Source organism: Comamonas sp. CMM03 (genome assembly GCF_019218715.1).
Classification (GTDB): domain Bacteria; phylum Pseudomonadota; class Gammaproteobacteria; order Burkholderiales; family Burkholderiaceae_C; genus Comamonas; species Comamonas terrigena.
The window spans coordinates 347,112-360,892 of the sequence record NZ_JAHUXB010000003.1 but is presented as its reverse complement, the minus strand read 5'-3'; the positions used below and the strand labels follow the sequence as shown (position 1 = coordinate 360,892).

Here is a 13,781-nt window from a genome sequence, read left to right as displayed (position 1 = left end):
CGGGGCGTAATGCCGCAGCGTTCTGCGTGGAAGGCGCGGACTAGTGCTGCAGCCCGCCGTACGCCGGTTGCGGCGCGGTGGGTGTGGTTGGCACGGGCGGTTGCGCCGTGGCCGGCGGCGCGACCGCCAGCGGGTCCTGCCAGTTGCGCGGCATGCCGAACACCGGGGGCTGGGTGGCACCGAAAGCCCGCGCACAGGCCGCTGCGTACAGCAGGATGGCCGAGGTGAAGTAAATCCACATCAGCAGCACCACCAACGAACCGGCCGCACCATAGGCCGACACCACGGCAGCAGTGGACAGATACCAGGCAAATGCCTGTTTGCCCACGGAGAACAGCGCCGCGCCCACCATGGCGCCGAACACCAGGTAACGCGTCGGGGGTTTGGGCCCGCTGCCCAGGCGCATCACGCCCCAGAACAGCGCCACGGACACGGCGAACGACACCAACTCGTTGACCACCAGCATCACCTGGCCCAGCGGCGCAATCGGCAGCACCGTGCCGGCCCAGTCCGACGCCAGCTTGAGCCCGGTGGACAGCACCATGGACACCAGCAGCATCAGCCCCAGCACCACCACATAGCCCAGGCCGCGCAGGCGGATGGTGGCCATGCTCCACCAGGGTTTGGCGGGCTCGGGCGGCACATCGCGGCCCACCACCCACAGCTTGCGCAATGAGTTCTGCAGTTCCGCAAACACCCCGGTGGCGCCCGAGGCCAGCAGCACCAGACTCAGCGCCGATGCCAGCAGGCCTTCCTTCTTGGTCTGGGCACTGGCCATGGCGGCTTTGAGCACCGAAGCGCCCTGGTTGCCCATCACCGCACTGGCCTGGTCCAGCAGCTCGCTTTCGATCACCGAGCGATCCAGCCACCAGCCCAGCAGCGCCACGATCAGCAGCAGCAGCGGCGACAGGCTGAGCATGCCGTAGAACGACAGCGCGGCACTCATGCGCAATCCATCGGCCTGCAGCCACAGCTGTACCGAATCGATCACGGGCTGTACGGGGCGCAGCAGGCGTGTGGCCCGGTGCTTCCAAAGGGTGAGGTCGAAAGCCATGCGGCCCATTGTGGCGGCACAGGCGCTGTACCGCCAGCCTCCACCGGGCCGTGGGCGCTACGGCAGCACCGCCATCGGGCGGCCTGGCGCATGGATGCCGGGGGATCTTGAGCCAGGCGCGGCTGGGACAGCGCAGGCCGTCCCAGCCCCCCGGCTGCGGCCACGGTCAGTGGCCTGCTGCAAGCTCCGCCACTGCGCCGGATACGTGAAATGTCGCCCAGATTACATCTACCGTTTGCTGAAAAAATCATCAGGGTTTCCCCTTGTCAACTACGCTGGCGTGCGGTCCGGGCGGTATGGAACACTGCGGGTTAGCACTTAAGGTGCAACCCGAAAAAACCACAGAAGCACTGCCGCAGTGACAGTGCCATGGAAGAGACAAGCCCATGCACACCACCTTCACCCACGCATCCCCTGCGGACCGCGTGCTGTGCCCCGCATTGCGCGAACGCATCATGACGGCCGACCAGGCCGCCAGCCTGATCCAGTCCGGCATGACGCTGGGCATGAGCGGCTTCACCCCGGCGGGCGCCCCCAAGGCCGTGCCCCAGGCGCTGGCCCGCCGCATCGAGGAACAGAATGCCCACGGCGGCCAGTTCCGCATCAGCCTGTGGACCGGCGCCTCGACCTCGGCCGAACTGGATGGCGCACTGGCCAAGGTGCATGGCATCGAACGCCGCCTGCCCTACCAGTCCGATCCCACGGTGCGCAAGGAAATCAATGAAGGGCGCATGCAGTACGTGGACATCCACCTCTCGCATGTGGCGCAGTATGTGTGGTTCGGCTTCCTGGGCCACCTGGATGTGGCGGTGGTCGAGGTGGCCGGCATCCTGCCCGACGGGCGCCTGATTCCGTCGACGTCGGTGGGCAACAACAAGACCTGGCTGGAGCAGGCCGACAAGATCATTCTGGAAGTCAACAGCGCCCAGCCCGCCGCGCTGGAAGGCATGCACGACATCTACTACGGCGCGGCTGTGCCCCCACTGCGCAAGCCCATTCCCATGGTGCACCCGTACGACCGCATTGGCGACCCCTACCTGCATTGCGATCTGGACAAGGTGATCGCCGTCGTGCCCACGCAGCAGCGTGACAGGCTGGCCGGTTTCACGGCGCCCGATGCCGATTCACAGCGCATCGCCCAGCACATCATCGACTTCCTCCAGCACGAGGTGAAAGTGGGCCGCCTGCCGCCCGAGCTGCTGCCCCTGCAGTCCGGCGTGGGCAACATCGCCAACGCGGTGCTGGCCGGTCTCAACCACGGCCCGTTCGAGCAGCTGCACGCCTACACCGAAGTGCTGCAGGACGGCATGCTGGACATGCTGGAATCGGGCAAGCTCGCGACGGCGTCCACCACCTCGCTGGCGCTCAGCCCGGCGGCCATGGAACGCTTTCTGGCCGACATCGACCGCTACCGCTCACGGGTGATCCTGCGCCCGCAGGAGATCTCCAACCACCCGGAGCTGATCCGCCGCATGGGTCTGATCTCCATGAACGCGCTGATCGAGGCCGATATGTACGGCAACGTCAACAGCACGCACGTGATAGGCTCGTCCATCATGAACGGCATCGGCGGCAGCGGCGACTTTGCGCGCAATGCCTACCTGTCCATCTTCATGACACCGTCCATGGCCAAGGGCGGGAACATCAGTTGCATCGTGCCCATGGTGTCCCATGTGGACCACACCGAGCACGATGTGCAGGTCATCGTCACCGAACAGGGCCTGGCCGATCTGCGCGGCCTGGCACCGGTGCAGCGCGCGCGGCTGATCATTGCGCAGTGCGTGCACCCGGACTACCGGGCGGAAATGACCGACTACCTGGAGCGCGCGCTGCGCGATGCCCCGGGCAAGCACACACCCCACCTGCTGGAAGAGGCCTATGCCTGGCACCAGCGCTATCTGAAGACCGGCAGCATGCACGCGGCCGCACCGGTCCCCTGCGTGCGGGCGGCATAGGCTCCCGGCACGGGTCGTGGGCGGGTGGCACGGGAACGACACGCAGGCTGCACCACCGCCGCCCGCACCAGCCCCCAAGGCGCTGCATCGCAGCGCCTTTTTTTGGTTTTTTTAGGGGGTTGTGGGCTTGTTTTGAAGGCCGGGGGCACGCGGCCCTCCCGCACACCCGGCCGCCCGGTCAGAACAGCAGCGTCTTGATGAAGGGCGCCGCCAGCACGTTCACCGCACCGGCAATCAGCATCACCAGCGATGCCATCACCGCCTGCACCTCGCCGGCCTGGCGGGCGCGCGCCACACCGCTGCCGTGTGCCGCACCGCCCCAGCAGGCACCGGTGGCCAGCTTGCTGCGGATGCGGGGCAGCAGGCGCAGCACGGTCTGGCCCAGCAGCATGGCGCTGACGCCGGTCAGCAGCACAAACAGCGCGGCCAGATCGGTGGGGCCGCCCAGCACCTTCTCGGCCTCGATGGCGAATGGCGTGGTGATGGAGCGCACGGCCAGGCCTTTTTCCAGTTCCTCGGGCAGACCGAACCACTGGGCAAAGGTCACCGAGGTGCCAATGGACACCACAGTGGCCGCCAGCACGCCGGTGGCAATCGACATCCAGTGCTTGCGCAGCAGGTCCCGGTGGGCATGCAGCGGCAGCGCAAAGGCCACGGTGGTCGGCCCCAGCAGCCAGACCAGCCAGTGCGTCTGGGCGTAGTACTGGGGAAAGCGCACCTGCGTGAGCAGGGCCAGCGTGACCAGCACCACGGGCGTGGCGATGATGGGCATCAGCAGCACATGCGGGTGGCGGCCGTACAGGCGCTTGTTGACCGCATAGCACGCCACGGTGGCGACAAAGGACAGCAGGCCGATCACCTCGTTCGAGAGCATGTTCACACCTCACCCCGCACCGCACGGCGCGCACGGGCCGTGGATTTACGGCGCGCCAGCCACAGCTCCAGGCGGTAGACCCGGTCCACGGCCAGGGCCGTCACCGCCATCACGCAGGCGGTGCTGATCACGATCACCGCCAGGATGCGCAGGCCCTGGTGGCGGATCAGGTCGGGGTACTCGGTCACCACCAGCATGGCGGGGACAAAGAACAGCAGCATCTCAGCCATCAGCCAGTTGGTGCCGGCCTGCAGCCACTGGGCCTTGACCAGCCCCGTGAACAGGCCCACGGCCAGCAGGCCGAAGCCGATCAGCCCGGCCGGCATGCTCCAGCCAAAGTGCTGGCGCATGCCTTCCATGGCCGCCCAGATGGCACTGAGCATGCCCACCTGCACCACCACCCTGGCCAGCGGCCAGACGGACTGTGCCGCACGGAGGGTGAGGGGCCGCGCAGGCAGGGTCGGAATTCTTGACATGGGACAAAGTCTAGGGTTTACCCCTGTATTCGTAAAATGAATAATTTCCATAAAAGCCATGCTTTAAAGGAATTCCCATGGACCTGCGTGCCCTGCGCTACTTCATCGAGGTGGTGCGCCAGAACGGCTTCACCCGCGCGGCCGAAGCCCTGCATGTGACCCAGCCCACCATCAGCAAGATGGTCAAGGCGCTGGAGGACGAGCTGGGCGGCCCGCTGCTGCTGCGCGAGGGCCGCGGGGTGCAGCTGACTGATGCGGGCCAGGTGGTCTATGACCGGGGGCAGGAGATGCTGGACCAGGCCCGGCTGCTGCGCCAGCAGGTGGCCGAGGTGGACAACATCACACGCGGCGAGCTGAGTGTGGGCATCATGCCCACCACCGGCCACTACATGGCGCCGGTGATTGCGCTGTTCCAGCAGCGCTTTCCGGGCGTGCACCTGCAGGTCAACGAACAGGGGGCACGCGCCCAGTACCAGCTGATCCAGGAGGGCAAGCTGGACATGGCACTGGGCCTGTTCTCGGCCCCCGATCCGGCGCTGGAACGCTACACCGTGGCACGGCAGAAAACCCGCGTGGTGCTGCCCGTGCACCGTGTGGGCGATCCCGACCGGCCGCTGCGCTGGCAGGATCTGCGCGACCTGCCCTTTGTGCTCTACACCTCGGACTTTGCGCTGCATGAGCATGTACTGCAGCAGTGCGAGGCAGCGGGCTTCTCGCCCCAGGTCAAGGTGCAGACGCGCTACTGGGACTTCATCGGCCATCTGGTGGCCGCCGACGTGGGCGTGGCCGTGATGTTCGAGCATGTCATCGCCCGCTATGACCCTCGGCGCGTGGCCAGCCGTCCGCTCACCGAGCCGGCGATCACCTGGGATGTGGCCCTGATGTGGCGGCCCGGCTACCTGTCCCGCGCCGCGCGGGCCTGGCTGGACTGCGTGCGGGCCGTCTATCCCCGCCCGCTCCAGGGGGCGGACCAGCCACCGCTTCCGCAGTCCTAGTCTCCCGAGGATGCCCGGACCAGGGGTCACAGGTGGTGCGGCCCCCAACGCCCCGGCGTCTGCTGCGCCTCGTACCTGCCAAAGCCGATGCCGGCCCCTGCGCAGGTGCAGCCCGCCGCCGGGCCATTGCTGGTGTAATCGGGCAGCCCCACCGCTGCAGGGCACTTCACCACAACGACACCGAGACATATGCAACGCCGACATTTTCTTGCCGCTGCTGCGGCCTCCTGTGCCATTCCCACGCTGCCCGCCCGGGCGGCTGGCAAACCCGTGCGCATCGTCGTGCCCTATGCCGCCGGCGGCGCCATTGACCTGAGCGTGCGCCGCATGGCCACGATGCTGGAGGCCGACCTGGGCACCGTCATCATCGAGAACCGCCCGGGCGGCGGAGGCGGCATCGGCATGGCGGCCCTAGCGCGCGCACCGGCCGACGGCATGACCCTGGGCATTGCCGCTGTGGCCACCAACGCCATCAACCCCTGGCTGTTCGCCAACCTGGCCTACGACCCGATCAAGGACTTTGCGCCCATCACCCAGATGACGCGCATCCCCAACGTGCTGGTGGTGAATGCCGAGGTGGCACAGCGGCGCGGCATCGCCAGCTTGGGCGATTTTGTGGACTTTGCGCGGCGCGAATCCGGCAAGCTGACCTACGCCAGCGGCGGCAACGGCAGCGCCGGCCATCTGGCGGGCGAGATGTTCAAGCGCGAGGCCCAGGTGGACATCGTGCACGTGCCCTACAACGGCGGTGCACCGTCCCAGCTGGCCTTGCTGTCGGGCCAGGTGGATTGCTCCTTCGACAACCTGGCCAGCGCAGCGGCCAACATCCGCGCCGGCAAGCTCAAGGCCCTGGCCGTGACCACCGCCCAGCGCAGCGAACTGCTGCCCGACCTGCCCGCTGTGGCCGAACGTTTCAAAGGCTTCCAGATCGACACCTGGTGGGGGCTGGTGGCTCCGGCCGGCACGCCCGCGGAGGTGGTGCAGCGCCTGAACACCCAGGCGGTGAAAGCCTTGTACAGCGCCGAAGTGATGGCCTTGTACCGCGACATGATGATGGAAACCGTCACCAGCACGCCGGATGCCTTCGGCGCCTTCATGCGCCTGGAACTGGCCCGTTACCAGCAGGTGGTGCGCATCAGCGGCGCCACCGTGGGTTGAACGCGCCGCCGTCCGCGCTGCGCACCCTCCCAGGCAGGGCCGCAGGCCCTGCCGTTTTCTGAAAACGCTTTTCACCTCCGCCCATGCACGATGCCTTTCTGGCCCAGCACACTGTTTTCATCACCGGCGCCGGTCGGGGCATAGGCCAGGCCGTGGCCCTGGGTCTGGCCGCCATGGGTGCCCATCTGGTGGTCAGCGACCTCGATGGTGAGGCGGCGGCGGCCACCGCCGCAGACATCCGCAGCCGCGGCGGTGTGGCTTCCAGTCTGGCGCTGGATGTGGCGGATGCCGCTGCCTGCCAGGCCGCGGCGGCGGCGCTGTCACTGCCTGCCGGTCACCGCCTGGTGCTGGTGAACAACGCCGGCATCCGCCCCAAGCACGCTTTCGACAGCCCGGACCGCGATGCGCAGTGGCGCCGCACCATGGACATCAACCTGGACGGCGCGCGCCACACCATCCTGGCCTTCCAGGCCCTGCTGGCGGCCAGCGGCGGCAATGTGGTGAACGTGGGCTCCATCTCGGCCTCGCGCGCCTCGCCGGGGTCCATCGCCTATTCCACCTCCAAGGCGGCCGTCGAGATGCTGACCAAGGTGATGGCACTGGAGCTGGCCCCCCAGGGCATCCGCGTGAATGCGGTGGCACCTGGCGTGATGCTGACCGGCATGACCGAGCAGACCCGCAAGGACCCCCGGCATGTGGAATACATCCTGCGCCGCGTGCCGCTCAAGCGCTATGGCGAGCCCGCCGAGATCGCTGGGCCCGTGGCCTTTCTGGCATCACCGCTGGCCAGCTACATCACCGCCACGGTGCTGAATGTGGATGGTGGCTATCTGGCGGCCTGATCCGGTGTGCCACTGCGTACACCGCGCCCACGCTGCGCCGGCTATGCTGCGGCCCTGGGCAGCCGCTTCCGCTGCCGTGTTGCATTGCCATGACGCCATCCTTTCACGCCCGCCGCCACACTCTGTACCGTACCGCTGCGCTGCTGTTCGGACTGGGCGGCTTGCCACTGCTGCACGCCATGTCTGCCACTGCCTTGCACGAAGCCGCCACACGCGGTGACACCGCCGTGCTGCGCCAGCAGCTGCAACAGGGCGTACCCGTGGATGGGCGCGACGGCGCGGGCCGCACCGCCTTGCTGGCCGCCACCCATGCCAACCAGGTGGAAGCCGCGCGCCTGCTGGTGGCCGCCGGGGCCGATGTGAATGCCAAGGACGCTATCCAGGACAGCCCCTATCTGTACGCCGGCGCACGTGGGCTGCTCGAGATCCTGCAGCTCACCCTGGCCCACGGCGCCGACCTGCGCAGCACCAACCGCTACGGCGGCACCGCCTTGATTCCCGCCGCCGAGCGCGGCCATGTGGAGGCCGTACGCACACTGATCACCGCCGGCGTGGAGGTGGACCACATCAACCGCCTGGGCTGGACAGCGCTGCTGGAAGCCATCTTGCTGAGCGACGGCGGCCCCCGCCACCAGCAGATCGTGCAACTGCTGCTGGCCGCTGGCGCCAACCCCAACCTGGCCGATGGCGACGGCGTGCGCCCGTTGCAGCATGCCCAGCAGCGCGGCTACACCGCCATCGCCGATCTGCTGCGCGCCGCAGGCGGGCGCTGACCCGCCCCGCGCCCCGGGTTGCCGTGGCGCAGGGCGTGCTGCGTGCACCACCACAAAAACTATCAAGATAAGAGCAACCCACACGCACACAGCATGCGTGAACTGCCATTTCCATCAGAAGAATTTGTACGACGTCGCCGCACATGCAAGGCGCATTCATGCACCGCACTGAGGGAATCTTCGAACTGCCCGGCGGAATGCAAAGATTTTTTCAATCCACCGCCGCGCCAGAGCACGCTACCCTCGCGCCTGCGCCGACCAACGGTCATCCCTGAAAAACGCTTTTCGTTCCGGGGCAGCCCTGCGTCCGCAGCCATAAAAAAGATTGCGCTCAGGGAGGAAAACCACATGCTCACCATCCGCCGCGGCCTGCTGCTGGCGGCCACCCTTGCCTTGGGCGGCTGCCTGTTCGACGAAGCCATGCTTCCCGAAACCCTGCACTTCCCTCCCGGAACCCCCATCACCTACGGCGGCAAGCCCGCCAAGCTCTACGGCACCGAAGCCTGTGCCCAGGGTGAACTGGCCGGCCATTCCTGCCTGATCTTTCCGCCCAACCGGCCCACGTCCAAGGCCGTGATCATCAGCGGACAGCGGGTGAAGGAAATCCAGGTCACCGCCAAGCGCGACCCCCAGAACCCCACGCATTTCATCGTGGTCGACGACCAGGGCCGCCGCCTGCTGAGCACCACCGGCAACCACGACGACATGGCGAATATCCAGATCACCTACTGAGCAGCCACGACCGGTCCGCAGGCGCCCACGCTAGCAGCACCACCTGAACGCCAGATGAGCGAATCCCCAGGCCTGAAATACGTATTTCCCAGTGATTGCCGGCCCTGGTCCACAGGCGCCAGAATGGGCGCGGAACTCTTGTCCGTCTTTTCAATAACCTGGAGATAACAGATGAAAAGCACCTTGCTCGCCCTCGGCCTTGCCGCCGCCTTTCTGGCCCCTGCCGCCTACAGCAGCCCGCTGACGGCCAGCCAGCACACCCAGGTCTCCGCCGCCAAGAAGACGTCGGCGCACGCCACGCCCCACAAGGCCAAGGCCACCAAGCACGCCAAGGCCAAAAAGCGCCCGCAGCACATGGTCAAGAAGGCCTGAACGGCTGCGGCCGGAAGGTCGCAGCCCCAAGCAAAAAGCCAAGGCAGTGCCTTGGCTTTTTGCTTGGGAGATGGCGTGAAAAAAATCAGCCCAGGTTCGGTGCCAGTGCCCGTCGCATCGTCTCAAGATCGATGCCGCGACGCTGGGCCATGTCTTCCAGCTGGTCTTCACCGATCTGGCCTACGTTGAAGTAGGTGGCGTCGGTGTGGCCCAGGTAGAAGCCGCTGACGCTGGAGGCCGGGAACATGGCCAGGCTTTCGGTCAGGGTCATGCCGATCTCCTGGGCGTTCAGCACCTTGAACAGATCGGTCTTGGCCGTGTGGTCGGGGCAGGCGGGGTAGCCCGGCGCGGGACGGATGCCTTTGTACTGTTCCTTGATCAGCTGCTCGTTGCTCAGCTGCTCGTCTTCGGCATAGCCCCACAGGTCCTTGCGCACGCGCTCGTGCAGGCACTCGGCAAAGGCTTCGGCCAGGCGATCGGCCAGGGCCTTGAACATGATGCCGCTGTAGTCGTCCAGCGCGGCTTCGAATTCCTGGTCCTTCTTCTCGGCACCAATGCCCGCGGTGACGGCGAACATGCCGGCGTAGTCGGCAATGCCGCTGTCCCTGGTGGCCACAAAGTCGGCCAGGCAGCGGCTGGGGCGCATCACGCCGTCCACTATCTGCTTTTCGGTCTGCTGGCGCATGCCGTACCAGGTACTCAGCACCTGGGTGCGCGATTCATCGGTGTAGAACACGACGTCGTCGCCCACCCGGTTGGCAGGGAACAGGCCCATCACGCCATTGGCCTGCAGCCAGCGGCCTTCGATGATCTTCTTGAGCATGGCCTGGGCGTCGGCCAGCACCTGGCGGGCCTGCTCGCCCACGACCTCGTCCTCGAGGATGGCGGGATAGGGACCAGCAAGGTCCCAGGTCTGGAAGAACGGGCCCCAGTCGATGTAGCGGGCAATCTCGGCCAGATCGAAGTTCTGGAACACCTTGCGCCCCAGCGCACGGGGCACCACGGGGGCATGGTGGGCAAAGTCCACCGGCGTGGCATTGGCGCGGGCCTGCTCCAGCGTCCACAGCGGGGTCTTCTTCTTGTTGGCGTGCTGGCTGCGGGCCTTGTCGTAGTCGGCCATCACCTCGCTGACATAGGCGTCCTTGCCTTCGCCCAGCAGGCTCTGCGCCACGCTGACCGAGCGCGAGGCATCGGGCACATAGACCACCGGGCCTTCGTAGTTGGGCGCAATCTTCACGGCCGTGTGCACGCGCGAGCAGGTGGCGCCGCCGATCAGCAGCGGAATCTTCTTGATGCGGAAGTAGTCGTCCTTGTGCATTTCGCCCGCGACGTACTGCATCTCTTCCAGGCTGGGGGTGATCAGGCCGGACAGACCGATGATGTCCGCACCTTCGGCCTTGGCACGGGCCAGGATCTCATGGCAGGGCACCATCACGCCCATGTTGATGACTTCGAAGTTGTTGCACTGGAGCACCACGGTGACGATGTTCTTGCCGATGTCGTGCACATCGCCCTTGACGGTGGCGATGACGATCTTGCCCTTGCTCGACACATCCAGGCCTGCGGCTTCCTGCTGGCGCTTTTCCTCTTCGATGTAGGGCACCAGGTGGGCCACGGCCTGCTTCATCACGCGGGCGGACTTGACGACCTGGGGCAGGAACATCTTGCCCGCGCCGAACAGGTCGCCCACCACGTTCATGCCGTCCATCAACGGCCCTTCGATCACGTGCAGCGGGCGGCCGCCGCCCTGCACCACGATCGCCTGGTAGGCCTCTTCCGTGTCTTCGGTGATGAAGTCGGTGATGCCGTGCACCAGGGCGTGCGACAGGCGTTCGCTGACGGTGCGGGGGTGCTCGGCCGTGCCGCGCCATTCCAGCTTCTTGCTGTCGTCCTTGGCGTTGCCCTTGGCCTGGTCTGCGATCTCCAGCAGACGCTCGGCCGCATCGGGGCGGCGGTTCAGCACCACATCTTCCACGCGCTCGCGCAGTTGGGGTTCCAGGTCGTCGTACACGCCGACCATGCCGGCGTTGACGATGCCCATGTCCATGCCGGCCGCAATCGCATGGTACAGGAACACGGTGTGGATGGCTTCGCGCACCGGGTCGTTGCCGCGGAACGAGAACGACACGTTGGACACGCCGCCGGACACCTTGGCACCGGGCAGGTTCTGCTTGATCCAGCGCGTGGCTTCGATGAAATCGACGCCGTAGTTGTTGTGCTCTTCGATGCCGGTGGCCACGGCAAAGATGTTCGGGTCGAAGATGATGTCTTCGGGCGGGAAGCCGACCTCATCGACCAGCAGGCGGTAGGCGCGCTCGCAGATTTCGATCTTGCGTTCGTAGGTGTCGGCCTGGCCTTTCTCGTCAAAGGCCATCACCACGGCGGCCGCGCCATAGCGCTTGACCAGCTTGGCGTGCTTCTTGAATTCCTCCACACCTTCCTTCATGGAAATGGAGTTGACGATGCCCTTGCCCTGCAGGCAGCGCAGGCCGGCCTCGATCACCTCCCACTTGGAGCTGTCCACCATCACCGGTACTTTGGCGATGTCGGGCTCAGAGGCAATCAGGTTCAGGAAGCGCACCATGGCCGCCTTGCTGTCCAGCATGGCCTCGTCCATGTTCACGTCGATCACCTGTGCGCCGTTTTCCACCTGCTGGCGGGCCACGGCCAGGGCTTCTTCGTACTGCTCGTTCAGGATCAGGCGTGCAAACGCCTTGGAGCCGGTGACGTTGGTGCGCTCACCCACGTTGACGAACAGCGTGTCCTCGCCGATGAACACGGGCTCCAGGCCCGACAGGCGCATGGGAGGAATAGAGACGGGGACAGCAGCAGACATCGCACTCACCTGTGTGAAAACAATTGGGGATACAAAACAGGTGAGCGCCGTTGCATGCGGCAGGGCCGCAGCCTGCCGGGGCCCCAAGCCTGACGGGCGGGTTGGCATCAACCGGGCCGCTGCAGCGCTCCTTGGGGCGAAGCCTGTGATTTTACGGCGTGCAGCGCCGCCGTGCCTGCGGGGCTATAGCTGGGCGCCCACCACCCGGCCGATGGCATAGGTCACCCCCATGGCCAGCAGGCCGCCTGCCACATTGCGCAGGGCAGCTGGCAGGCGGGGGGCTCCGCCCAGGTGCGCCGATGCCACGCCGGTCGCTACCAGCGCCAGCAGCACGGCCACGGCCGTCCAGGTCACGGCCCAGGTCGAGGGAGACAGCAGCACCGTCAGCAACGGCACCAGCGCCCCCACGGCAAACGACACGGCCGAGGCCCACGCCGCATGCCAGGGGTTGGTGTACTGGCCGGGCTGTATGCCCAGCTCCAGCTCCGCATGGGCGGCCAGGGCGTCGTGCTGCGTCATCTCCAGCGCAGCCTGGTGGGCGGTGGCGGGCTGCAGGCCCTTGCGCTGCAGCATGGCGGCCAGCTCGCGCAGCTCGGCCTCGGGCAGGGCCGCCAGCTCGGCTTTTTCCTGGTGCACGGCTGCCTTTTCGGTATCACGCTGGGTGCTGACGGAGACGTATTCGCCCGCCGCCATCGACAACGCGCCCGCCACCAGCCCGGCCACACCGGCCGCCAGCAGGGCGGAAAAGCTGGCATCGGCACCGGCCACGCCGAGCACCAGGCCGGCGGTGGACAGTACACCGTCATTGGCGCCCAGCACGGCCGCGCGCAGCCAGTTCAGCCGGCTGGACAAGGCCGCACCATGGCTGCGGTCCTGCACCGTATGTGGCGGACTGGCAGAGGCGTGGGCTGTTGCGGAAGACGATGGCGACGAAGAAGGCGATGGCTGCACGGCAGACTCCTGGCACAGGCGGCATCCCCCGGACGGTGACGCCGCACCTGCCTGACATTGTGCAGCGCCGTGCCGCGGAATGCCGGGATGCAGGGGTGTATGCGCAACGCGCGTCGCAAAAAAAGCCCGCTGCCATGTAGCGGGCTTTTTTGGATTTTGGAGAGGGGCTTGCCGCGCCGGGTACAGCGGCTGCGGCTGTAGCCGCCCTGCAGGCGCGGCGGTCAGCTGGCAGCGACCGGCTGCGCCTGGGCCGAGGCCGGCAGGCCAAAAATGCGGTCAAAGCACCAGTTGAAGACAAAGGTGTAGACCATGAAGAACACCAGCAGACCGGCTTCCATCACCACAGCCTGCCACAGCGTGATCTCGAACCACCAGGCCATCAGCGGGATCAGCATGGCGGCGATACCGCCTTCAAAGCCCACGGCATGCACGATGCGGCGCAGCAGGGAACGGCCCTTGCGGCTCTGGCGCAACTCCCAGCGCTCGAACAGCCAGTTGAACGTGAGGTTCCACAGGATGGCGATGGAGGAAGCCACCACGGCCATCACCCCGGAGGCGCCCGAATCCTGGCCTGTGGCCATGAACAGCAGGCTGGAGACAATGATGGCGATCAGCTCATACAGGCCGACAAACACCACGCGGCGCCTGGCCCCTTGCAGGCCGGTGGCACGGGCAGGGGTGGCGGTTACGGGAGAAACAGACGAAGCAGAGGAAGAGGCAGAGAGAGAACTTGCGGATGCCATCGCAGAGACGGGTTTCGACA

The 13,781-nt window shown here is 66.6% G+C and carries 13 protein-coding genes and 1 riboswitch; of the genes, 7 read left to right on the top strand and 6 right to left on the bottom strand.

Annotated features, from left to right (window positions below; all coding sequences use genetic code 11):
• Positions 1 to 40: 40 nt before the first annotated feature.
• Positions 41 to 1,054, bottom strand: a complete 1,014-nt coding sequence (locus KW830_RS12290; protein WP_083520499.1) for a YihY/virulence factor BrkB family protein — start codon at positions 1,052 to 1,054, stop codon at positions 41 to 43.
• A 386-nt stretch (positions 1,055 to 1,440) separates the two neighbouring features.
• On the opposite strand from KW830_RS12290, the gene KW830_RS12285 reads away from it, so the two are divergent.
• Entirely contained in the window at positions 1,441 to 3,009 is a 1,569-nt protein-coding gene (locus KW830_RS12285; protein WP_218333332.1) for an acetyl-CoA hydrolase/transferase family protein, read from the top strand.
• A 178-nt stretch (positions 3,010 to 3,187) separates the two neighbouring features.
• Here the strand turns inward: KW830_RS12285 and KW830_RS12280 are convergent, their stop codons facing one another.
• Entirely contained in the window at positions 3,188 to 3,883 is a 696-nt protein-coding gene (locus KW830_RS12280; RefSeq protein ID WP_218333331.1) for an LrgB family protein, read from the bottom strand.
• Between the two features lie 2 nt (positions 3,884 to 3,885).
• On the bottom strand, positions 3,886 to 4,359 hold the full coding sequence (locus KW830_RS12275) for a CidA/LrgA family protein (protein WP_218333330.1): 474 nt from the start codon (positions 4,357 to 4,359) through the stop codon (positions 3,886 to 3,888).
• Between the two features lie 77 nt (positions 4,360 to 4,436).
• Here KW830_RS12275 and KW830_RS12270 point away from each other — a divergent pair, with 77 nt between their 5' ends.
• The 6 genes from KW830_RS12270 to KW830_RS12245 all read left to right on the top strand — a co-directional run bounded on the left by KW830_RS12270 (position 4,437) and on the right by KW830_RS12245 (position 9,231).
• On the top strand, positions 4,437 to 5,354 hold the full coding sequence (locus tag KW830_RS12270; protein ID WP_218333329.1) for a LysR family transcriptional regulator: 918 nt from the start codon (positions 4,437 to 4,439) through the stop codon (positions 5,352 to 5,354).
• A 189-nt stretch (positions 5,355 to 5,543) separates the two neighbouring features.
• Complete coding sequence (locus KW830_RS12265; RefSeq protein WP_218333328.1) at positions 5,544 to 6,512, top strand: tripartite tricarboxylate transporter substrate binding protein; 969 nt, start codon at positions 5,544 to 5,546, stop codon at positions 6,510 to 6,512.
• 83 nt (positions 6,513 to 6,595) lie between these two features.
• Positions 6,596 to 7,354: an SDR family NAD(P)-dependent oxidoreductase gene (locus KW830_RS12260; RefSeq protein ID WP_066538668.1), complete on the top strand. Its 759-nt coding sequence runs from the start codon at positions 6,596 to 6,598 to the stop codon at positions 7,352 to 7,354.
• Positions 7,355 to 7,443: 89 nt separating this feature from the next.
• A complete protein-coding gene (locus KW830_RS12255) occupies positions 7,444 to 8,127 on the top strand; it encodes an ankyrin repeat domain-containing protein (RefSeq protein WP_066538666.1) in 684 nt (227 codons plus the stop codon).
• Positions 8,128 to 8,475: 348 nt separating this feature from the next.
• Positions 8,476 to 8,859: a hypothetical protein gene (locus KW830_RS12250; RefSeq protein ID WP_066538665.1), complete on the top strand. Its 384-nt coding sequence runs from the start codon at positions 8,476 to 8,478 to the stop codon at positions 8,857 to 8,859.
• Positions 8,860 to 9,030: 171 nt separating this feature from the next.
• Positions 9,031 to 9,231 carry a hypothetical protein gene (locus KW830_RS12245; RefSeq protein WP_066538664.1) on the top strand — a complete coding sequence of 67 codons (201 nt, stop codon included), beginning with the start codon at positions 9,031 to 9,033 and terminating at the stop codon, positions 9,229 to 9,231.
• A gap of 85 nt (positions 9,232 to 9,316) precedes the next feature.
• Here the strand turns inward: KW830_RS12245 and metH are convergent, their stop codons facing one another.
• From metH to KW830_RS12230, 3 genes are all read right to left on the bottom strand, one after another.
• On the bottom strand, positions 9,317 to 12,067 hold the full coding sequence (gene metH, locus KW830_RS12240) for a methionine synthase (RefSeq protein WP_083520488.1): 2,751 nt from the start codon (positions 12,065 to 12,067) through the stop codon (positions 9,317 to 9,319).
• A 35-nt stretch (positions 12,068 to 12,102) separates the two neighbouring features.
• Positions 12,103 to 12,206: riboswitch (S-adenosyl-L-homocysteine riboswitch) on the bottom strand.
• Between the two features lie 44 nt (positions 12,207 to 12,250).
• A complete protein-coding gene (locus tag KW830_RS12235) occupies positions 12,251 to 13,018 on the bottom strand; it encodes a VIT family protein (protein WP_280047107.1) in 768 nt (255 codons plus the stop codon).
• Positions 13,019 to 13,239: 221 nt separating this feature from the next.
• Positions 13,240 to 13,761: a PACE efflux transporter gene (locus tag KW830_RS12230; RefSeq protein WP_066538661.1), complete on the bottom strand. Its 522-nt coding sequence runs from the start codon at positions 13,759 to 13,761 to the stop codon at positions 13,240 to 13,242.
• Positions 13,762 to 13,781: the final 20 nt, after the last annotated feature.